Source organism: Legionella geestiana (assembly GCF_004571195.1).
Taxonomy (GTDB): Bacteria; Pseudomonadota; Gammaproteobacteria; order Legionellales; family Legionellaceae; genus Legionella_B; species Legionella_B geestiana.
Genome location: NZ_CP038271.1, coordinates 1,537,057 through 1,557,033 on the forward strand (window position 1 = coordinate 1,537,057; position 19,977 = coordinate 1,557,033).

The window sequence follows — 19,977 nt, forward strand, 5'->3', positions numbered from 1 at the left end:
TGCACCAGCCGCTTTTATGCGGCCACTTTCGAAAGCAACCGCGCGCGCGTCGCCTCGTCCACAAAAGCGGCCTCAAGTGCCATGGTGGTAATGGCGCAGAGGGTGCTCTCGGAAAATCCAAACACTTTTTCAGCGATGGCGTATTCATTGCCAACGGTGGTGCGCATGAATGGCGGATCGTCTGAGTTGAGGCTGACCTTGATGCCGGATTTCATGAGAGCCGGGAAGGGGTGGCTTTCCAAATCTTTAAACAGGCCAAGGAATACGTTGCTGGTCGGGCAGAGTTCGAGGGCAATGTCCAAATCTTTCAGTCGCGCGATGGTTTCCGGTGAACAATAGGCTCGCACCCCGTGCCCAATGCGGCGGATGGGCAGGGTATCCATGGCCTCATTCATGCCTTCAGCGCCAGCGAATTCACCGGCGTGCACGGTACAGGCAAGCCCGCCTTCATGGGCGATGGCATAGGCTTTGGTGAAAAGGTGCGGCGGAAAGCCTGCTTCATCCCCGCCAAGACCAAATCCGGTGACACATGCCTCTCGGTTTTCCACGCCCTCGCGCGCAACGCGCTCTGCCGCTTCTGCACCAAAATGGCGCACAGCGGTGACGATAATGCGCCCGGTAATGCCAAAGCGTGCTTCAGCATCATCCACCGCCTGCTGAATCGCCGCAAGGTGCTCGCGCGATGGAATGCCGCTCGACATCTCGGCATGTGTGGGCGAATACATCATTTCCGTATAAATGCCCCCCTCCGCGGCACTCGCCTGCAGGTAGTCAAGCGTGATGTCGTAGTAATCACGCGGTGCTTTAATAACTGCCGCCACTGCATCGTAGACCCCCAGAAAATGGAGAAAGTCGTTTGATAACCAGCTTGTGCCGTCTTGTGAAATAAGATTTTCCGGCAATGACAGCTGATTGCGGGCGGCAAGTCTGCGAGCCAGGTCTGGGGAAATCGTGCCTTCCAGATGGACATGCAGTTCTGCTTTTGGAATATTCTTCATCGTTTTTCCCCAAAAGGTTGCAAAAGTTGGTAAGCTACACGAAAACCTGGTAGAATTTCCAGTCTTATGGTTAAAAGCTTACTGATATCATGAATCAATTCGACATTGACAAAGCCTACATCAGCCCCGACGATGCCTTCCTTCGCAAGTTTGACATGACGCATCCGTTGTCGCTTTCTCAGGAAAAAGAAGTGCGTAAGCACGAGCGCATCGCTCTGCTGCGTGACGTTCCGTTGCCGGAAGGCAAAGAAAATATGCTGTGGGACGCGTTTTAAGCCTTCCTGCCTGAAGACGCGTTTTCAGCGAGTGTAGTGCAAATCCCGTTTTTTAATGCACGCAGGCCTAACCCAGCAACCCATGCAAGAGTTTGTAGGACAGCACCGTCAGCAGCGATGCGGCGGGAAGCGTCAGTATCCATGACATGAAAATGTTGCGGATGACTATGAGGTTTAACGCGCCAATACCGCGTGCAAGACCGACACCAAGGACTGCACCGACTAACGCCTGCGTGGCAGATACCGGAATGCCGCCACCGGTGGCAACCACCACCGTGGTCGCGGCGGCGAGCGTTGCTGCAAAGGCACGGCTTGGAGTCAGGGCGGTGATGGAGCTGCCAACGGTTTCAATCACTTTCCGTCCATACATCAAAAAGCCGATAATCACGCCAAGACAGCCGGTAAAAATAATCCAGGCCGGGTAATTGCTGGCACCGATGGTGGCGTCTGATTCTACGAGCAGCGTATGCACTACACTCAATGGGCCTACCGCGAGCGCCACGTCGTTTGAGCCGTGCGCAAACACCATGGCGCAGGCGGTGAGTGCCATCAGGACGGCAAAATATTTTTCCACCTGCACAAAGCGCTCATGCCGGCGTAAACGGTGCATCTCCGGGATGCGGCGGATAAAAAACATGCCCACGGCCGTGATAATGACGCTGGTCGTGAGGGTAGCCAGAAGGTCCTGCTGGAGGGTCAGATGGATACCGAAATGGTTGATTCCCTTAAAGACCGTAATATAAGAAAGTACCGCGCCCACGAGAAAAAGATAGACGGGAATGATTCGGCGTGCGCGCTCCAGGGGGTCGCTTTTCACAAAAATGGTCTGCTGAATACTGACAAAGAGGGCGTAGCCCGTGATGCCTGAAATCAGCGGCGAACTGACCCAGCCAATCGCAATGCGTGACACCTGGTCCCAGTGAATGGCGTCATTGCCAAGCACGACCACGCCAAAGCCGACCATGGAGCCCACCAGCGCATTAGTAATCGAGACCGGCACGCCGAGATAACTGGCAAGGTTCATCCATACCGTGCAGGCAAACAACACCGCGAGCATCCCCTGAACAATAATCATGGGTTGATCGGCAAGTTCACTGGTGTTGATGATGCCGTCACGCATGGTTTCCGTGACGCCGCTGCCGCCAAGGAAGGCCCCGGCGAATTCAAACACAATGGCAATCACCATCGCCTGACGCACCGTAATGGCCTTGGAGCCCATGGTGGTGCTCATGACATTGGCCAAATCATTGGCGCCAACGCCCCATGTCATCAAAAAACAAAGGATAATGGCTGAAAGATACAACAAAGGATATTCCATGCGGGCTTACCGTGCTATGAGAATTTGCAGCCGACCGCCCACCGTCTGGGCATGGTCAGCAAGATCACCAATCCATTGCACCAGCTTGTAGAGGAAAATTACCTCAATGGCCGGAAGTTCCGATTCGTGTTCGAAGATGCGATGACGAATGTCAGCGAGCTTGTCGTCTGAGTCGTGCTCAATGGTGTCAAGCGTGACAATCATGTTTTCGACAATATTGACTTCACTGCCGCGAAAACCGCTCTCAAGGAGCTCATCAAGCTCGTTGATGGCTTTGCAGGCAAGCTTTGAGGCATCAAGGCAGCAGCTTAAAAAAGGCATAAACACCGGTTCCAGTGTTTCAGGAATGTGCATGCGTCTGCCCATGATGAGGCAGGCAATGTCCTGCGCCTTGTTGGCAATGCGGTCCTGCGCGCTCAGAAGTTCAAGGAGATCGGTGCGCGCCACCGGCAGGAAGAGCCCTGTTGGCAGGTGCAGGCGCAAATCGCGCTTGATAAGGTCAGCCTCTTTCTCGAACGCGCAGATTTTATCACGCACAATGCCGGCTGCATCCCAGTCTTTTTTCAAAACGGCTTCAAAAAAGGGATAAAGCTGGCGCGCGCACTGATGCACCTTGCGCATATGCTGCTCAATCGGGCGAATCGGTGAGGGGCCAAACATGTTGAAGATACTGCCCATGGTCTTTTCCGGGCTGACCTGTATGCGCGTATTGTAACAAACTTTCCAGTGGCTTCCACGCCTTTTTTTGTTGTACCATGCACTGGTTAATTTTTTAAGGCGTAAAATCACCCGAAAAGGTGCATCTGTCCTGACTGGATGCGAAGATTGCGGTAACGCACACGAGCCCTCACAGGGTTTTTGTTGTAATGCATGTGCAATTCTTAAGGTTTCCTTAAGATCATTTTGCGAAAATTTAGAACCGCTGCATCGAATAAGTTTGTTAGACACAATGACTGAAGAAGACCTTGAAATTCTGGCTGAACAGCTCACCACCTGGACATTCTCCTCTAAACAGACGGACAGTCCGTTGCGCGTTTTCAACAGTGTAACCCATGACATTGACGGGGAAAGGCTGGCGCCGCCGGTAAAGGTCATAACTGATGCGTTGAAACAGGCGCAGGAGAGCCATGCGCATTTGACACGGGACGCCTTCAAGCAACAGCTTAAATACATCCTGCAAGATTCGTTTGAGACACATGGCGAGAATCGCATCACACACAATCCCCACCGTTTTCTGGCGCATAAAAAAACCGCCGATACTCCTTCTGTGACACCGCCCCCGCCGCTTGAACCGCAGTGCAATATTCTGTAGGGTTTGCTAGGATTTTAGATTAGACCCTTTCTTGAATGGATGCACCTCATGAAAAAAGTATGGCTGCTTATGGCGCTGCTGCTGGCCGGCACTGCGTTTGCCGAGGATGAAGGCAATATTTCCAAGGTTATTTCTCTACAGTATCAGGATGCCAGCGTTATTATTCCGCTGGTTAAACCGCTGTTGCAGCCTGGCGATAAAATCAGTGGCTCTGGTCAGACGCTGGTGGTGAATGTCTCCCCTCAGACCCTGACCAGCCTGCGCGCCGTGCTGCATCAGGTGGATGTGCCTCCCGTGACCTTTGAAATTGCCATTCACCAGGATACGCCACAGTGGCTGTCGCAGGTGTCCAATACGGTAGTGTATGGCAGTAATTCCCAGCAGATTCAGTTAAATAATCAATCGGTAAGAGTGATGAACGGGCAGTCTGCCTTTGTTTCAACATCGCAGAATGTTCCCGTCATTCAATCAGCCGGTATCGGCTGGTGGACAGGTGTTGATTATGCCCGCATGAATGTTCAGAATGGCGTCTTTCTGTTGCCAAAACTTCAGGGACAGCAGGTTCAGCTGCAGGTGCGTCGAGCGCGTGATGAGCAGCAGCCGGCCAACCAGCAGCAGTTTACCAATCAGAATGTCGACACGACACTGATGGTGCCGCTTGATACCTGGTATTCGCTTGGCAGTGCTGAGGGCTCAAACAGCGCAAACCCCACCGGTAATGCGGCGGTGTACAGTGCGGGCGCTCAGTATGGTGACAATTCCACGCTGTATGTGCGTATTCATATTGTGGGTCAATAAGAGAGAGTGGTATGCAGATTGAACGTATTAAAGGGCGCGAAATACTCGATTCGCGCGGTAACCCGACGGTTGAGGCGGAAGTGTGGTTGACCAATGGACTGTGCGGGCGCGCCAGTGTACCCTCAGGGGCTTCCACCGGCAGCATGGAGGCCTGCGAACTGCGTGATAATGATGCCGCCCGCTACAATGGCCGCGGTGTTTTGAAGGCGGTGACCCATGTGAACACCGTTCTCAACGAAGCGCTCAGGGGCCTGTCGGTAGAAGACCAGGCGGCCGTTGATGCCTCCATGCTGACCTGTGACGGTACGGGCAATAAATCCCGTCTTGGTGCGAACGCGATACTTGCGGTGTCACTGGCAAGTGCGCGAGCCCGTGCAAACGCTCTTGACCTGCCACTTTTTATGGCGCTTGGCGAGACTGAGACTGCACGCATGCCAGTGCCGATGATGAATGTGCTGAACGGTGGCGCACATGCAGATAATAACGTTGATATTCAAGAGTTCATGATAATGCCGCTTGGCGCGCCGGATTTTCCGACCGCTCTGCGATGGGGAGCTGAAACCTTTCATGCGCTGAAGGCTATTTTGAAAGCGCGTAATCTCGCAACCTCCGTCGGCGATGAGGGCGGCTTTGCGCCGAATCTGCGCTCGAACCGCGAAGCACTGGATTTGCTGCTTTTAGCCATTAAAGCCGCCGGCCTGCGTCCGGGAGTCGATATGGCACTCGCACTCGATGTGGCAGCGTCTGAATTGTGGCATGAAAATAAGTATCATCTGGCTTCGGAGTCTCGCGTGCTCTCAGGTGAGGAGCTTGTGCGCTATTACGAAAGTCTCGTTGCGGACTATCCGATTGTCAGCATGGAAGATGGTCTGGACGAGCGCGACCACAACACCTGGCGTCTCTTGACGGACACACTTGGCAGCCGTATCCAGCTTGTCGGGGATGATTTGTTTGTCACTAATCCGCGAATCCTGCAGCATGGGATTGATGCCGGCATGGCGAATGCGGTGCTCATTAAGCCCAATCAGATTGGCACGCTCACAGAAACCCGCGCCACCATGCGTCTGGCGGCTGAAAACGGTTATCGTTCGGTGATGTCGCACCGCTCCGGTGAAACCGGCGATACGTTTATTGCCGATTTGGCAGTTGCGAGCGGCTGTGGGCAGATTAAAACCGGTTCACTGTGCCGCACAGACAGAATCGCCAAATACAATCAGCTCCTGCGGATTGCCGAGCATGCCAATCCCGTGTATCCGGGCTGGGCGGCGCTGCAGCGTTAACCCGCCTCTCCCAGCAGTTCCCGCGCGTGTGAACGGGTGTTTTCGGTGATGGTCAACCCTCCGAGCATGCGCGCAATTTCATCGGTTTTTTCGTCTTTTTCAAGGCGCGTGACGCTGGTCCAGGTGTGCTCGCTGTCAGAGTGTTTCTCCACCACGAAATGGTGATGTGCACTGGCGGCGACCTGTGGCTGGTGGGTCACACAAAGCACCTGCAGGCGTTCTCCGAGCTCACGTAAAAGCCGTCCAACAAGGGCGGCCGTTGCGCCACCAATACCGGTGTCGACCTCGTCAAAGAGCAGTGTCGGTGTGGAACCCTTACGCGCAGTAATCATGTGAATGGCAAGGCTGATACGGGATAACTCACCGCCCGAGGCAATTTTTGACAGGCTGTCTGGCTGCGTGCCCGGGTTTGTGCAGACGTGATACTCGATACGATCAAGACCATGCGGTTGCGGGTGCTCTGTCGGAGTGACGCGGATTTCCACGCGCCCTCGCGGCATCCCGAGCTGCTGGATGGTGTGCGTGATGTCGGCAGCAAGCTTTGGCGCGTGCAGCAGACGGGATTCTCGAAGTTTAAGTGATGCTTTTTCATACGCCTGCCGCTCCTCTCTCAAGGCCGCTTCGAGCGTGTCTTTTTGGGCCAGTTCCGCGCCCAGTGCTGCTCGCTGTTTGATAAGCTTTTCAAGGAGCTCTGGAAGAGAGGCGGCATCCACATGGTATTTGCGCGCAGCGCCATGCAGTTCACTCATGCGCGCTTCCACCGTGTGCAGGCGTTCAGGGTCAAGCTGTACCTGTTCGGAGAAGGCGCGTAACTCATTGAGCACTTCTTCGCATTGTATCAAAGCGCTCTCGAGCAGGCTGCTGATGGTCTGAATATGGGAATTGGCTGCAGGCAGAGAACGAACGTATTGCTGGGCACGCGCAAGCAGACGCGTCATGCCCTCGTCTTCGCCGGAATCAAGAAGCGCCTCGAGGAACGTGGTGGTTTCAAGATATTCACGCGCGTGGTGTAAGAGCTGATGCTCCTCATGAAGCGCATCAATTTCCCCGTCAACGGGCGCGAGATTTTGCAATTCTTCAATCTGAAAATCAAGAAAGCGTCTGGCATCAAGGCTCTGTTCCTGGCTTTCAAGATTTTTGAGTGTGGCGCGCATCGATTCCATGCGCCGCCAGTGCTCGGCAAGTACCTGCAGGTGCTCGCCGTGCGCGCCATACTCATCAAGCTGGCGCCGATGCGTTGCGTGCTCAAGAAGGCTCTGATGCTCGTGCTGGCCATGGATATCCACTATCATTTTGCTGAGTTCGCGCACTTTCTGCAGGGGAAAGGGATGGCCGTTTATCGAAGATTTGGAGCGTCCATCGCGATTGATAACGCGGCGAAGCACAAGGGTGTCTTCTTCTAAAGCCGCGGCTTCATGATGGACTAAAAACGCGTGCGGAGGCGAGCCGGCATCGAGGGTAAATACGGCGCTGATATCGCATTTTTCAGCCCCCGGACGCACCACGGAGGCTTCGGCGCGTGCGCCAAGTGCCAGCAGCAGCGCATCAATGAGAATGGATTTTCCCGCACCGGTTTCGCCCGTGAAGGCGGTCAGGCCCTTATCGAAATCAATCTCGAGCCGTTCAACAATCGCGAAGTTTTCTATCCTGAGGGTGGAGAGCATGATTTACCCCTGATGTTTGGATTCCCATCCAAGCTTTTGGCGCAAGGTATCATAATAGCGATAGTCGGGTGGATGCAACAGCCGCAGGCGGCGCGCGTTTTTCTCAACGGATACCTGCTGACCGGGCTTAACCATTACCGACTCATGTCCATCGCAGCTGACCCTGAGCGGACTTTCATTAGCTGCACTGATGTGCAAATCAATTTTAGACTGCGCGTCCACCACGAGCGGGCGCGAGCTTAAGCTGTGCGAGAACATTGGTACGATGACAATGGCATTGAGCTCCGGATGCATGATGGGGCCGCCCGCCGACAGCGCATAGGCCGTTGAGCCCGTTGGTGTTGAGAGAATCAGCCCGTCAGAGCGGTAGTGGCTGACAAACTGCTGGTTAATATAGACCTCGAAGTCAACGAGGTGGGGCTCATTACCGCGGCTCAAAACCACGTCATTGAGCGCATCGCCCTGAAAATAAATCGTGTCTTCGTCAAAAATGCGGGTCTGGAGTAAAAAACGCTGCTCTTCCACGCAGGCACCGGCGAGTACTGCCTCAAGCTGCTCCTCAATATCGGCGGGAGAGATGTCGGTTAAAAAGCCCAGTCGGCCACGGTTGACCCCAATGACCGGTACATCCATGCGAATGGCCATGCGGGCGGCCGAGAGCAAACTGCCGTCACCGCCAACGACCAGAATTAAATCCTGTTTTTCTCCGATGGCATCAGCTGGCAGCACGGGATACGGGGCATTGAAACAGCCCGCAGTTTCGGGGTCGAGGTAAACCTCAACCCCATGCGATTCAAGGCAGGAGGCGGCACGCTGCAGACTCTCGCTCACACCGCTGTTAGCGCGGTGTTGTCGAGCATAGAGTATCACGCGCCGATACTTCTGCTTCATGGGTTCAGTCCTCCTGACTGGCGCGCTGAGCGCGCTTGCGTTCGTTTTCGCGCAAGGCCTTCTTGCGCAGCCGGATGCTCTGAGGCGTTACTTCCACCAGTTCATCATCGTCAATAAATTCCAGCGCCTGTTCCAGTGTCAGGCGGATGGGCGGGGTCAGCAGGATGTTTTCATCGGTGCCGGCGGCACGGATGTTGGTCAGCTGCTTTTCCTTGGTGACGTTCACGACCAGGTCGTTATCGCGCGCATGAATTCCCACAATCATGCCTTCATAGCAGGGCGTCTGCGGGTCGATAAAGAGACGGCCTCGCTCCTGCAGGTTGAAAAGCGCAAAAGCGCGCGCGGCCCCCGTGCAGTTTGCAATCAGGACGCCGTTATTGCGTTTGCCAATGCGCCCGCGTACGGCAGGACCATAGTGATCGTAAACATGATACATCAACCCGGTGCCTGAGGTCGATGAAAGGAATTCTGTATGAAAACCAATGAGGCCACGCGTCGGGATGACATAGTCAAGGCGCACGCGTCCCTTACCGTCCGGCTGCATGTTCTGCAGCTCCCCGCGCCGCTCACCCAGTTTCTCCATAATGCTGCCCTGGTGGTTTTCTTCCACGTCAACCGTCAGGTTTTCCCACGGTTCGAGCATCACGCCGTCTTCTTCGCGAAGTATCACTTCCGGTTTACTGATGGCAAGCTCATAGCCTTCGCGGCGCATGTTTTCAATTAAAATGGAAAGATGCAGCTCGCCCCGGCCAGAAACACGGAAACGGTCAGGGTCTTCCGTGTCTTCGACCCTGAGTGCCACGTTATGCAGGAGTTCCGTTTCAAGGCGTTCGCGAATCTTGCGGCTCGTAACATACTTCCCCTCCTGACCGGCAAAAGGCGAGTCGTTAACCTGAAAGGTCATACTGATGGTGGGCTCGTCCACCGTGAGCGGGGGCAGCGCTTCCACACAGTCAGGAGCGCAGAGTGTGTCGGAGATATTAAGCTGTTCAATACCTGTGATGGCAATGATGTCGCCGGCGCTTGCGTGCGTGGTTTCGCTGCGCTCAAGGCCACGAAACTCAAGCAGTTGCAGCAGCCTGCCTGCGCGGATATTGCCTTCTATATCGATGATTTTAACAGGCGATTTTGCTTCCACCTTGCCGCGGGTAATGCGTCCGATACCGATGGTGCCCACGTAAGAAGAATAATCGAGTGAGCTGATTTGCATCTGGAAGGGGCCATCGGCATCGACCTCCGGAGGGCTCACCTTGTCTACGATGGTCTGCAGCAGCGGGCGCATGTCGCTAGAGGTTTCTTCAAGGTCAAGCATGGCATAACCGTTAAGAGCAGAGGCGTAGACCACCGGGAAGTCGAGCTGTTCATCGCTGGCACCGAGGTTATCAAAGAGATCAAACACCTGGTCCATCACCCAGTGGGGGCGCGCGCCCGGGCGGTCAATTTTATTGATAACCACAATCGGGTGCAGTCCGCGGGCAAAGGCTTTCTGCGTGACAAAACGCGTCTGCGGCATGGGGCCATCAACAGCATCAACGAGCAGCAGCACGCAGTCTACCATGGAGAGAATACGCTCCACCTCACCGCCGAAGTCGGCGTGTCCCGGGGTATCAACGATGTTGATTTTATATCCTTCCCAGTCTACACGGGTATTTTTGGCAAGAATGGTAATGCCACGCTCGCGCTCCAGCGCATTGGAATCCATCACCCGTTCGGTTTTGGGACCACGGTCACTGAGCGTGCCCGTCTGGCGAAGCAACTGGTCAACCAGCGTGGTTTTTCCGTGGTCAACGTGGGCGATGATGGCAACATTACGAATCTTTTCAATCATGGCAAGCAAAATCCTGTAGGGTGAAAGGCTGCGGTCGCGCAGCCGAAAATGGCGTCAGCCGGATAAATTTGACGCAGTATATCACAACTGATGGTTTTTATGCTGCCTTGTCCGTGACGGCCTCACCGGTTTTTTTTTGTGAAATTCCGCGTTTTACGGACTTGATGCAAAGCACATTTTGCTGAATAATGCGCCACCCTGTTTTTTATACAGTCTGAGTCGCATGAATGTTACCTCGCAAACTTCCTCCCCTTTAGAGGGCGTGCAGACGCAGGCGAGTGTTTACAGGGTTTTAGGCTGGTGCCTGACATCGTTGTTTACCACCTGCATGCTGTTACTGGTGCACTTCTCAGCCCTTAATGACGCCGCTTCCCGGTTTGTAGTGATTTTTTCAGCGGCACTTGGCATGTGGGTGTTTCGGCTGGTGCCGGAGAGCGTGCCGGCGATATTTGTGCTGTGTGCAACCATGGTACTCAACACGGGCCCCAGTACCACCATGCTTTCAGGCTTCATGTCTGACAGCTTTTTTCTGGCTTCAAGCCTTTTTGCCATTGGCTGTGTAATGGTCAAGTCGCGCCTTTTGCACCGGGTGTCACTGTTACTGCTTTGTCGGGTTCGCTTAGGCCAGCGTGGGTTGCAGCTGCTGCTTTTTGGGACGGGGCTTTTAACGACACCATTGGTCAGTGTCCAGAGCTCGCGCGTTGCCCTGATGGCGCCGCTGCTCGACTCACTGCTGGAGAGCGGGCGTATTGCCCCACGAAGTCCAGCCGCTAATGCGATGGCGTGCAGCGCTTTCCAGGGATGCATCCTCTTCTCCACCGTGTTTTTGACAGGAAAATCGAGTAATACCATTCTGTATGCGATGATGACCCTGCATACCCATGTTGAATTCGGAATGGTGCGCTGGCTGGCGGCCGCTCTGGTGCCGGGCGTGTTGATGGCGCTGTTGTTCTGGGGGATGCAGTGGCGGCGTTTTGGCGGGCTTCCCTCGCTTAACATCAGCCGTTTTCGGCTTGTCCGTGAATTGCAGACGATGGGGGATGTCAGTCGCCATGAATGGGTGGTGCTTGGTACGCTTGTTGTCTTGATGGCGGGGCTTGGAGCGGTGGCCTGCTGGCGTTTATCCGGCATATGGGTGTGCATCGCCGTGTTTGCCGTATTGCTCGGCAGTGGCGCGATGGGGCGTCAGGAACTGACTGGCAGGATTAACTGGACGTTCCTCTTTTACCTCGGAGCCATTATCGGCATCATGCGTTACATTCAGGATATTGGCATGGAAGACTGGCTGTTTGAGCACCTCAAGGGGCTGGTACCGCTTGCAAAAGCCCGCCCCGGTATGTTCATTGCCACCGTGTTTGGCATCAGCTGGCTCAGCACGCTGGTGCTCGGTACGCTGACAGCACCGGCCATTTTGTTCACGGTCTTTCTGCCCATCGCTCATCAAAGCGGCATGGGCCTCTGGGTGGTCGCCTTTGTGATTTTGACAGCAACAGAAGCCTGGATTTTTCCCTGGCAATCCACCTATTTTCTGTGTTTTGAGCACCTCTTAAGCCGCAATCAGCGCGTTGATATGCGCCCGCTGCTCAGCATGAACCTCTGGATGGTACCAGGCAAGCTGGCGATTTTGCTCGCATCCCTGCCATACTGGCGCTGGCTGGGGGAGTTATGACGAACATCAGGGTTTGGCAACGGCGTATTTTGCTCCTGGTCAAAGGGGGCCCCGGATTTCTCGGGCATGCAGAAGTTTACGGGATGGTTTATCCGCGCGCGTCTGTGTTGTAGAATCTACTACATTGTTTGTAGAGGAAAGTCCAGAATGCGCATCCAATCTGCTGCTTTTTACGGTAAATCCATGCTGCTCGCCGTCCTGGCGCTGTTGCTCACGGCCTGCATTGACCTTGCCGCCACCAAAAGCCTTGCCAGAGACCCCCATCACACCTTTAGAAGTCCCGCCGCTGTGTTTGTCATGCGTGGCGGTCTTGGCGGTATTTTCAGCACGGGCATGAATCAACTGCAGAAAACCCTTGAATATCAGTACAACGTGCATACCGAGAGCACAGTCTGGTACCATGCGTATGATTTAGGCGTTCGTATCCGCGAGCAGTATGGCACGCCTGCGCTGCGTGGCCCTATCGTGCTGGTCGGCCACTCTCTGGGGGCTAACGACCAGATTAAGGTCGCGCAAACGCTGAATCGCGCAGGTATTCCCGTTGAGCTCTTAATGACAGTCGATGCCGTATCACCCATTCGGGTACCTCCCAACGTGAAGAAAGTAGTGAACATTTATAAGCCTTCTTTCGTGCCGATGTTCAGTGGTCAGCGTGTCATTGCTGAGAATGCCAGCGTGACCCGTATCGAAAATCTGAATGTGGATACGTTGAGCGGTTTATCGGTCAACCACTTTACCATTGAAAAAAATGCAGCCATTCAGAAACTGATGCTGGATGCTGTTTTACATGCGATTCACTATCCCTCTTCATCCCTGAAACCTGCCGGCCGTTAACATGACTTCTTTACCAAAGACTTCTTCTCCCCGCGTCTGCGTGATTGGCGCGGGTCCCTGCGGGATTGCCTGCGTGAAAAACCTGCTTGAGCAGGGCATTGACAACATTGATGTGTTTGAGAAAAACAACCGCATTGGCGGCAACTGGGTGTATGACGAGAAGGGAACGCACTCATCGGTCTATGAAACCACGCACCTTATCAGTTCGCGCTGGCTTTCGTGGTTTGAGGATTTTCCGATGCCGCCTGGCACCTCTGAATATCCCTCACATGAACAGGTGCTGCATTATTTTGAAGTGTACGCCGCACGCTTTGGCATGGCGCGCTTTGTACGCTTTGAAACCCGCGTTGAAAAGGTTGAACCGCTTGATGAGAAACGCTGGCAGGTGACTTATAGCGATGCAGAGGGGCTTCACACAGGCGTCTATGATTATGTAATGGTGGCTAACGGCCATCACTGGGACCCGTCCATGCCGGAATACCCCGGCACGTTTTCCGGTGAGATGCTGCATGCGCATGCCTATAAAAAGGCAGAGCCGTTTCGCGGTAAACGCGTATTGGTCGTTGGCGGCGGAAACTCTGCCTGCGATATTGCGGTGGAAGTCGCGCGTGTTGCCAGAAAATCCTGTATCAGCATGCGCCGCGGGCAGCACATTATTCCTAAATTTTTGTTTGGCAAGCCGTCTGATACGGTGCTTGCCCGCATCAAGTGGCTGCCATACCGCCTGCGACAGATAGTTGCCGGTAGCGTGCTGCGCGCACTGCAGGGGCATTATGGCAAGTATCGTCTGCAAAAGCCTCGCGAACGTCTGTTTGCAAGCCACCCGACTATCAACTCTGAACTGCTCTATGCGATTCGCCACGGCAAGGTGTTTCCGTGCCGGGGCATTGAGCGGTTTGAGGGGAGCACCGTGCATTTTACCGATGGTGAACACGAAGATTTCGATGTGGTGATTTTTGCAACCGGTTATAAAACGACATTCCCGTTTTTTGCCCCGGAGCTTATCGATTACAGCAACGCCAGACAGTTGCCGCTCTACCTGAAAATGATGCATCCAACGTTCGAAACGCTTTATTTTATCGGTCTTTTTCAACCTCAGGGCTGTATCTGGCCGCTGGCCGATTATCAGGCAGGCATTGCTGCGCGCATCATGGCAGGTACACGCTCTCGTCCAAAGCGTCTCGAGCAAAAAATTCAGGGGGAAATCAAGGCGCATAAGGCGCGTTTTCATGACAGTCCGCGCCACGCGCTGGAGGTGGATTATCACGCCTTTCGCCGGCAGCTTCGAAAGGCGCTCAAAGCATAATGCAGGCGCTCGATGTACTTATTATTGGCGCGGGTGCGGCAGGGTTGATGTGTGCCATTGAAGCGGGTAAGCGCGGGCGGCGCGTGCTCGTGCTCGATCACGCCAATAAGGTCGGTAAAAAAATCCTGATGTCGGGTGGCGGGCGTTGCAATTTTACCAATTATCAGGTGAGTCCAGAGCGGTATCTCTCGCATAATCCGCATTTTTGTAAATCAGCGCTTTCGCGTTATACGCAGTGGGATTTTCTGGCGCTCGTGAAAAAACACCGAATCGCATTTCACGAAAAAACGCTTGGCCAGCTTTTTTGTGACAATAAAGCATCGGATATCGTCAATATGCTGCTTGCCGAGTGCGATGAGGCTCGTGTAGAGATTCAGCTGCAAACCGCTATCACTCGAATTGCGCGCGAAGATGACGGACATTTTACCGTATGCGCCGGGAATCGTATGTTTCGTTGTCAGTCACTTGTGATAGCGACCGGCGGGCTGTCAATTCCCACCATGGGCGCGACAGCGTTTGCGTGGCAGGTTGCTGAGCAGTTTGGTCTTGCCACCTGGAAGCCCTCCCCGGGCCTTGTGCCCTTTACGCTCGATGTGCCTGACAAAACCCGCTTTGCCGGGCTTTCGGGCGTGAGTGTGGATGTTGAGGCTTCGAATGCGCGTGCGGAGTTCCGCGAAAGCCTGCTTTTTACGCACCGTGGATTGAGTGGGCCATCGATGCTTCAGATGTCCTCATTCTGGCAGCCTGGAGAATGGGTGCGGATGAATCTGCTGCCGGATACGGATGTTGAGCTGCTGCTTCGTAATGCGCGTTCGGAGACACCGCAAAAACAACTGGCTACCTGGCTGTCGCAGTATTTGCCAAGGCGTCTTGTCGATGTGCTGTGGTTGCCAGAAGAGCGGGAGCGGCGTCTTGCCGATTTCTCAAACCGTGACATTGCAGCCCTTGCAGAGACCCTGCACGATTTCAGGCTGCGCCCGAATGGCACAGAAGGCTATCGCACCGCCGAGGTGACGCTCGGTGGCGTGAATGTGGATGCCCTCTCCTCAAAAACCATGGAAGTTCGCACTGAAGCGGGACTCTACTTCATCGGCGAAGCCGTAGATGTCACCGGCTGGCTTGGCGGCTATAATTTTCAGTGGGCCTGGTCGTCGGGATGGGTCGCCGGCCAGGTGGCCTGAAAACACCGCGTTTGTAGCCCTGTCATGGTTGAGGACACGTCCTAAGCCTCGGGTTTGTCTTCCGCTTTGACCGGGCAGCAGGTGCCTGATTTTTTGCAGCAGCAGGCATCAAATTTGTTATAGAGCCAGCCAAGAATCAGTCCGCCCAGAAAGGCATCGATAAACCCGATAAGCCCGCCCAGCAGGCTGCCGCCAATGGAGGAGGTATAGCCGATATAGAGCGTTCCGATAGAGTCCACAAACTCCTTGCCGTACACGCCATGTGTTGCCATCAGCCCCATTAGAAGGACGGATACGCCCCACAATACGCCACAGGCAAGGCCCAGTGCGAGGGCGTTTATGCGGTGATTGGTCATGATACATCTCCCTGAAAAAACCTTTCTGTATAATTATATACCATTTTTGCGGTGCTGCTGGGAGAACATGCTGCTGGTTATCAACCGTGAATCGATTCCAGAGTGGTGCGAAACACTTTCTCCATCTGCGCGAGTGTTTCGGGCGCGTGATGGGTTAAGCGGAGGGTGGCGAGTCCAAGTTCGGCATAAAGGCGCGCGTCTTTGGAATCGCCAAGCGTTTTCAGGTGTTTCTCGAGTGTGGCAATATCGCCGCGGTTAATGGGGCCTGTAAGCGCACATTCGGGCGAGCTGGAGGCTTCAAGGTTTGCAACCGTACTGCCGAGGATATTGGTAAGCATCGCCATCGCCAGTGTATCATCAATTCCGGCTGCGTTGAGGCAGGCTTTAGCGTGCTCGGCGAGTGTCACGACATAATTTGAGGCAAATACGCCGGCTGCATGATAAAAAGCCTTGCCCTCGCGCGCGATGCGGCAGGAACGAGCGCCGATGGCGCTAAAGAGTGGCTCCAGGCATTCGAGTGCCGGTGCATCCCCCTCGATGGCTGCGAATGTGCCGGCAAACTGCAGGGCACTCTGTTCGGGGTTGGCAAAACTGCGCATGGGATGCACGCTTGCCACGAAACAGTCTCGCGCCTTAAGGGCTGCGAGCAGGTCGGAGTTTTCAACGCCGCTGCAGTGCAAAACGATGCTTTTAGGCTTTAGATTTGGACTTTCTGCAAGCATCGATGCGGCGTCACTGATGGCGCTGTCGGGAGTGGTGATGAAACTGATGTCAGCGGGGGGCAGGGCGTGAATCTCTGCAAACGCCTTGCCGGCACCGATGCGGTCAGCGGCGGCACGCGCGCTTTCAAGGTGCGCATTGCAAAGCCCGTTAATGGTCGCGGCCTGATGCAGTGTCAGCAGACGCCCGAGGGTTTGCCCAAGCCTGCCGGCTCCAATGATATTGACAGAAAGTGACATGACGGCCATTCTCGAAATCGTGCAAAGTCGTATGAAGCATATATAATAACAGAACGCGCATGCTGCCTGCTGACTTTCCGTGAACAAAACCGTTCATCTAGAGCCTGAACATCTTGAAATGATTGCAAAGATTTGTGCGCAACATTTGCCAAAAACCGCAAAATTGTTTTTTTTTTGGCTCGCGCACGAAGGGGACACACCGGCCTTTTTCAGATATTGACCTTCTTGTGGATGCCGGCAAACCGCTTACGCTTGCAGAGCGTGATGCTCTCATCTCTGCGTTTGAGGAGTCGTTGCTGCCCTTCAAAGTTGACATGGCGGATGCGTGCGCAATCGGTACGGCGTTCATGCAGGCTATTCAACCGCAACTGGTACCCTTTGAGCACCACCATCTCCCGGCGCGGGATACCTGAGCGACCTGCACTTGCCAGATACCGCCACAATTGCGTAAAATTCGGCTCTCTTTGTGTATTGGTGGCACCATGAAAGCTTTTGTGATTGAAACCTTCTATAAATTCACGCCTTTTGACAACCTTGATGCGATGAAAGTGACCCTGCTTGATATCATGCAGGCACATAACATTCGCGGTACTATCATCCTGGCGCTTGAGGGAATCAACGGTACGGTCTGCGGCAGTGCCGAGGGTATGGATGTTCTGATGCGCCATCTGCGCGCACTCCCGGGATTGTCAAACCTTCTGACTAAAACCAGTTATGACGATGAAAACCCGTTTGCCAAAGCGAAGGTCAAGCTGCGGCGCGAAATTGTGACCATGGGCGTTCCGGGGGTTGATCCGGCCCGTGAGACGGGCGTGCATGTCAGTCCGGCCGAGTGGAATGCGCTTATCAGCGATCCGTCTGTAGTCGTCATTGATACGCGTAATGATTATGAGGTGATGCTCGGTACCTTTAAAGGTGCTGTCAATCCGCACACCGAGAATTTCCGTGATTTCCCGGCCTACGTGGATGAGCACCTGATGGCGCATCGAGATAAAAAAGTGGCCATGTTCTGCACCGGTGGCGTGCGTTGTGAAAAGTCAACGGCACTCTTGATGCAGCGGGGATTTAAAGAAGTGTACCAGCTCGATGGCGGTATTCTCAATTACATTGCCGCCACGGATGCAAAGGATTCACTCTGGGAAGGTACCTGCTTTGTGTTTGATGAACGTGTGGCGCTCAAAGAGGATTTAAACCCGCTTGAGCGCGGTACCATTGATACGGAGTGGAAAAACACACACCGCGCTAAAAACGCCGCCATGTCCGCAGAATAACGTGTGTTTTTCTGTATCTATTCACCACATTTTGAATGCTTTAGGGGAAAAGTCAGATTTGAGTGCAGGTAATGCGTTCGCACAAGATGCGCCAAATATGGCTTTTCGGTGAACGTGGTGAATGGTTACGTTTTTCTGGCGTATGATGCTGTTGAGGGCTATGCTGATACATGGTATTAACGCTACGGCAGTAAATGCATGAATCCCGAACGCATTGTGCCATGGGTCGTGTCCATGGCGTTTTTCATGGAAGCACTTGACAGCACTGTTCTTAATACCGCCATCCCCGCGATGGCGCAGAGCCTTAGCGTCGACCCGGTTAATCTGAAGGTCGCACTCATCAGCTACCTGCTGAGTCTTGCGATTTTCATCCCCATCAGCGGCTGGATTGCTGATAAATACGGGGCAAAACCCGTGATGACGCTGGCACTCTCCATTTTCACACTCACGTCTCTCTGGTGCGGGTTTGCACATAACATGACAGAGCTTGTCATCGCCCGCTTTTTTCAGGGCATTGGCGGTGCTCTGAGCCTGCCGGTCGGGCGATTGCTCGTGGTGCGGGTCTTTGGGGCGACACGGCTTCTCGCCGTCATGAGCCATGTCATCATGGTGGGTGCTGTCGGGCTGATGCTTGGGCCGGTACTCGGGGGACTTATCACCCATTATTTTGACTGGCGCTGGATTTTCTGGGTAAACATTCCTGTGGGTTTGTTTGCCGTCTGGCTTGCCTGTCGTGGTCTGCCTCGTATAGCGCCGCAGCCAGTGTTGCCGCTTGATATTCCGGGATTTCTCCTTTTTGGTATCGGGCTTGGCGGCATGACGTTTGGTCTGTCGCTTCTCAGCGAATCCAGTGTGCCATGGCGGTTTGTGCTGCTGGTGTCAGTGGTTACCGTATTGTGCATGGCACTTTACATCGTACATTCGCGAAACCGCGAAAATGCCATAGTGAATCTTCGTCTTTTTCATTACCGCACGTTTCGTGTTTCCGTCTTCGCAAGCCTTTTTTCGCGTCTTGGATTTGGCGGTGTGCCCTTTCTGCTGCCACTGCTGCTGCAGATTGGGTTTGGATTTTCGCCACAGATGGCGGGGCTTTTGCTCGCTCCCACCGCCCTTGGGGTGGTGTGTGCCAAGCCCGCGTCCCTCTGGCTGCTGCGCGCCCTTGGGTATCGGCGCCTGCTGCTGATGAATACGTTTTGTGCCGGCTGCATGATAATTCTCATGGGGCGGGTAATGCCCGACTCGCCGCTCTACCTTATCGCCGCACTGACGATGGTGTACGGGTTTTTCGTGTCGCTTCAGTACACGGCCATTAACTCCCTGCCGTATTCGGAAATTCCCTCAGAAATCGTAAGCTCCGCCACCAGTATCCTGAGTACCCTGCAACAGCTTGCTCAAAGCTTTGGGGTTGGGTTTGCCGCACTCTGTATTCGTTTTTTTGCGCCAGTGGAGACAAACCTGCAGGCGCTTGACCCGGCCATTTTTCGCCATACTTTTTTGATAATTGGAGCCGTTACGGTTGCCTCCATGGTTCTCTACCTGCGCCTGCAGTCAGGAGATGGAGAAAAAATGCTCTCGCCGCCATAAAAATAGTACTGCTGAGAACTGTCCCCATCATCTGCTGCCGAGAGCCAGATACGAAAAGCGCCAGAACGCGCTTTTCCGGCAGCACGTTCAGCTACTGGCAGAGGTGCATTTTTGTGATATCCCGGAATGTCGGCTCGAGCTGGCAGCAAGGCAGGGGCTTGTACGCTGTTTGAAAGTTTTTCTTTAGATCGGTTTGTTCTATAATTATCCTTATTGCAAACACGTACCTTAAAGAAGAAAAATGCCCATTCGATTTTATACGCCACAAGATTCATACATCACAAGCATTGAGCGCGAGCATTTTGATGAGCATTGGCAGCTAATGAGGATGATTGGCCACCAAACAGGATGCCCGCCCCGCAGTTTGTCTGTAGACCATATGGGCACAAAGCTCAACTCGCAGTTACCAGATAAATTCACGGGAAATCAATATAATATTTTTACTAAATAACG

At 54.0% G+C, this 19,977-nt stretch carries 19 protein-coding genes; 11 read left to right on the forward strand and 8 right to left on the reverse strand.

The genetic code is table 11. The features are described from left to right. Positions 1-14: 14 nt before the first annotated feature. Positions 15-998, reverse strand: a complete 984-nt coding sequence (locus tag E4T54_RS06765) for an adenosine deaminase (RefSeq protein ID WP_035901617.1) — start codon at positions 996-998, stop codon at positions 15-17. A gap of 89 nt (positions 999-1,087) precedes the next feature. Here E4T54_RS06765 and E4T54_RS06770 point away from each other — a divergent pair, with 89 nt between their 5' ends. Continuing rightward, positions 1,088-1,273, forward strand: a complete 186-nt coding sequence (locus E4T54_RS06770; RefSeq protein ID WP_028385666.1) for a CBU_0585 family protein — start codon at positions 1,088-1,090, stop codon at positions 1,271-1,273. Positions 1,274-1,340: 67 nt separating this feature from the next. On the opposite strand, the gene E4T54_RS06775 is transcribed toward E4T54_RS06770, so the two are convergent. Both E4T54_RS06775 and E4T54_RS06780 read right to left on the reverse strand, forming a co-directional pair. Next, positions 1,341-2,591, reverse strand: a complete 1,251-nt coding sequence (locus E4T54_RS06775) for an inorganic phosphate transporter (RefSeq protein WP_028385667.1) — start codon at positions 2,589-2,591, stop codon at positions 1,341-1,343. Positions 2,592-2,597: 6 nt separating this feature from the next. Further along, a complete protein-coding gene (locus E4T54_RS06780) occupies positions 2,598-3,269 on the reverse strand; it encodes a TIGR00153 family protein (protein ID WP_035901646.1) in 672 nt (223 codons plus the stop codon). 271 nt (positions 3,270-3,540) lie between these two features. Here E4T54_RS06780 and E4T54_RS06785 point away from each other — a divergent pair, with 271 nt between their 5' ends. The 3 genes from E4T54_RS06785 to eno are packed head-to-tail and all read left to right on the forward strand — an operon-like array spanning position 3,541 to position 5,981. Then, the gene (locus E4T54_RS06785) at positions 3,541-3,903 is read left to right on the forward strand and encodes a hypothetical protein (RefSeq protein ID WP_028385669.1); all 363 of its coding nucleotides are present in this window, start codon (positions 3,541-3,543) and stop codon (positions 3,901-3,903) included. 48 nt (positions 3,904-3,951) lie between these two features. Next, complete coding sequence (locus E4T54_RS06790; RefSeq protein WP_028385670.1) at positions 3,952-4,701, forward strand: type II/III secretion system protein; 750 nt, start codon at positions 3,952-3,954, stop codon at positions 4,699-4,701. 11 nt (positions 4,702-4,712) lie between these two features. Further along, positions 4,713-5,981 (forward strand): phosphopyruvate hydratase, encoded by a 1,269-nt coding sequence (eno, locus tag E4T54_RS06795; protein WP_028385671.1) that lies wholly within the window; start codon positions 4,713-4,715, stop codon positions 5,979-5,981. Here the strand turns inward: eno and recN are convergent. The 3 genes from recN to typA are packed head-to-tail and all read right to left on the reverse strand — an operon-like array spanning position 5,978 to position 10,364. Next, positions 5,978-7,645 carry a DNA repair protein RecN gene (gene recN, locus E4T54_RS06800; RefSeq protein ID WP_028385672.1) on the reverse strand — a complete coding sequence of 556 codons (1,668 nt, stop codon included), beginning with the start codon at positions 7,643-7,645 and terminating at the stop codon, positions 5,978-5,980. The genes eno and recN overlap by 4 nt on opposite strands. Positions 7,646-7,648: 3 nt before the next feature. Next, positions 7,649-8,536, reverse strand: a complete 888-nt coding sequence (locus E4T54_RS06805; protein ID WP_028385673.1) for an NAD(+) kinase — start codon at positions 8,534-8,536, stop codon at positions 7,649-7,651. A gap of 4 nt (positions 8,537-8,540) precedes the next feature. Beyond that, on the reverse strand, positions 8,541-10,364 hold the full coding sequence (typA, locus tag E4T54_RS06810) for a translational GTPase TypA (protein WP_028385674.1): 1,824 nt from the start codon (positions 10,362-10,364) through the stop codon (positions 8,541-8,543). A gap of 223 nt (positions 10,365-10,587) precedes the next feature. Between typA and E4T54_RS06815 the strand changes: the two genes are divergently transcribed. From E4T54_RS06815 to E4T54_RS06830, 4 genes are all read left to right on the forward strand, one after another. Then, on the forward strand, positions 10,588-12,033 hold the full coding sequence (locus tag E4T54_RS06815) for an SLC13 family permease (protein ID WP_131793714.1): 1,446 nt from the start codon (positions 10,588-10,590) through the stop codon (positions 12,031-12,033). 147 nt (positions 12,034-12,180) lie between these two features. Further along, positions 12,181-12,867 (forward strand): hypothetical protein, encoded by a 687-nt coding sequence (locus E4T54_RS06820; RefSeq protein ID WP_028385676.1) that lies wholly within the window; start codon positions 12,181-12,183, stop codon positions 12,865-12,867. Between the two features lies 1 nt (position 12,868). Next, entirely contained in the window at positions 12,869-14,173 is a 1,305-nt protein-coding gene (locus tag E4T54_RS06825; protein WP_028385677.1) for a flavin-containing monooxygenase, read from the forward strand. Continuing rightward, complete coding sequence (locus tag E4T54_RS06830; protein ID WP_028385678.1) at positions 14,173-15,354, forward strand: BaiN/RdsA family NAD(P)/FAD-dependent oxidoreductase; 1,182 nt, start codon at positions 14,173-14,175, stop codon at positions 15,352-15,354. The genes E4T54_RS06825 and E4T54_RS06830 overlap by 1 nt, the downstream gene beginning before the upstream one ends. A 41-nt stretch (positions 15,355-15,395) precedes the next feature. Here the strand turns inward: E4T54_RS06830 and E4T54_RS06835 are convergent, their stop codons facing one another. Further along, positions 15,396-15,710: a bacteriophage holin gene (locus E4T54_RS06835; RefSeq protein ID WP_028385679.1), complete on the reverse strand. Its 315-nt coding sequence runs from the start codon at positions 15,708-15,710 to the stop codon at positions 15,396-15,398. A gap of 80 nt (positions 15,711-15,790) precedes the next feature. Next, on the reverse strand, positions 15,791-16,669 hold the full coding sequence (locus E4T54_RS06840; protein WP_028385680.1) for a Rossmann-like and DUF2520 domain-containing protein: 879 nt from the start codon (positions 16,667-16,669) through the stop codon (positions 15,791-15,793). 134 nt (positions 16,670-16,803) lie between these two features. Between E4T54_RS06840 and E4T54_RS06845 the strand changes: the two genes are divergently transcribed. The 3 genes from E4T54_RS06845 to E4T54_RS06855 all read left to right on the forward strand — a co-directional run bounded on the left by E4T54_RS06845 (position 16,804) and on the right by E4T54_RS06855 (position 19,524). Further along, positions 16,804-17,082: a nucleotidyltransferase family protein gene (locus tag E4T54_RS06845; protein WP_051550789.1), complete on the forward strand. Its 279-nt coding sequence runs from the start codon at positions 16,804-16,806 to the stop codon at positions 17,080-17,082. A 69-nt stretch (positions 17,083-17,151) separates the two neighbouring features. Further along, positions 17,152-17,940: an oxygen-dependent tRNA uridine(34) hydroxylase TrhO gene (trhO, locus tag E4T54_RS06850; RefSeq protein ID WP_051550790.1), complete on the forward strand. Its 789-nt coding sequence runs from the start codon at positions 17,152-17,154 to the stop codon at positions 17,938-17,940. Between the two features lie 198 nt (positions 17,941-18,138). Continuing rightward, complete coding sequence (locus E4T54_RS06855) at positions 18,139-19,524, forward strand: MFS transporter (RefSeq protein ID WP_028385681.1); 1,386 nt, start codon at positions 18,139-18,141, stop codon at positions 19,522-19,524. Positions 19,525-19,977: the final 453 nt, after the last annotated feature.

Bases quoted from the DNA above. Each gene is read 5' to 3' on its own strand.
- E4T54_RS06765 (WP_035901617.1), bottom strand. From the start codon at position 998: ATGAAGAATATTCCAAAAGCAGAACTGCATGTCCATCTGGAAGGCACG.
- E4T54_RS06770 (WP_028385666.1), top strand. From the start codon at position 1,088: ATGAATCAATTCGACATTGACAAAGCCTACATCAGCCCCGACGATGCC.
- E4T54_RS06775 (WP_028385667.1), bottom strand. From the start codon at position 2,591: ATGGAATATCCTTTGTTGTATCTTTCAGCCATTATCCTTTGTTTTTTG.
- E4T54_RS06780 (WP_035901646.1), bottom strand. From the start codon at position 3,269: ATGGGCAGTATCTTCAACATGTTTGGCCCCTCACCGATTCGCCCGATT.
- E4T54_RS06785 (WP_028385669.1), top strand. From the start codon at position 3,541: ATGACTGAAGAAGACCTTGAAATTCTGGCTGAACAGCTCACCACCTGG.
- E4T54_RS06790 (WP_028385670.1), top strand. From the start codon at position 3,952: ATGAAAAAAGTATGGCTGCTTATGGCGCTGCTGCTGGCCGGCACTGCG.
- eno (WP_028385671.1), top strand. From the start codon at position 4,713: ATGCAGATTGAACGTATTAAAGGGCGCGAAATACTCGATTCGCGCGGT.
- recN (WP_028385672.1), bottom strand. From the start codon at position 7,645: ATGCTCTCCACCCTCAGGATAGAAAACTTCGCGATTGTTGAACGGCTC.
- E4T54_RS06805 (WP_028385673.1), bottom strand. From the start codon at position 8,536: ATGAAGCAGAAGTATCGGCGCGTGATACTCTATGCTCGACAACACCGC.
- typA (WP_028385674.1), bottom strand. From the start codon at position 10,364: ATGATTGAAAAGATTCGTAATGTTGCCATCATCGCCCACGTTGACCAC.
- E4T54_RS06815 (WP_131793714.1), top strand. From the start codon at position 10,588: ATGAATGTTACCTCGCAAACTTCCTCCCCTTTAGAGGGCGTGCAGACG.
- E4T54_RS06820 (WP_028385676.1), top strand. From the start codon at position 12,181: ATGCGCATCCAATCTGCTGCTTTTTACGGTAAATCCATGCTGCTCGCC.
- E4T54_RS06825 (WP_028385677.1), top strand. From the start codon at position 12,869: ATGACTTCTTTACCAAAGACTTCTTCTCCCCGCGTCTGCGTGATTGGC.
- E4T54_RS06830 (WP_028385678.1), top strand. From the start codon at position 14,173: ATGCAGGCGCTCGATGTACTTATTATTGGCGCGGGTGCGGCAGGGTTG.
- E4T54_RS06835 (WP_028385679.1), bottom strand. From the start codon at position 15,710: ATGACCAATCACCGCATAAACGCCCTCGCACTGGGCCTTGCCTGTGGC.
- E4T54_RS06840 (WP_028385680.1), bottom strand. From the start codon at position 16,669: ATGTCACTTTCTGTCAATATCATTGGAGCCGGCAGGCTTGGGCAAACC.
- trhO (WP_051550790.1), top strand. From the start codon at position 17,152: ATGAAAGCTTTTGTGATTGAAACCTTCTATAAATTCACGCCTTTTGAC.
- E4T54_RS06855 (WP_028385681.1), top strand. From the start codon at position 18,139: ATGAATCCCGAACGCATTGTGCCATGGGTCGTGTCCATGGCGTTTTTC.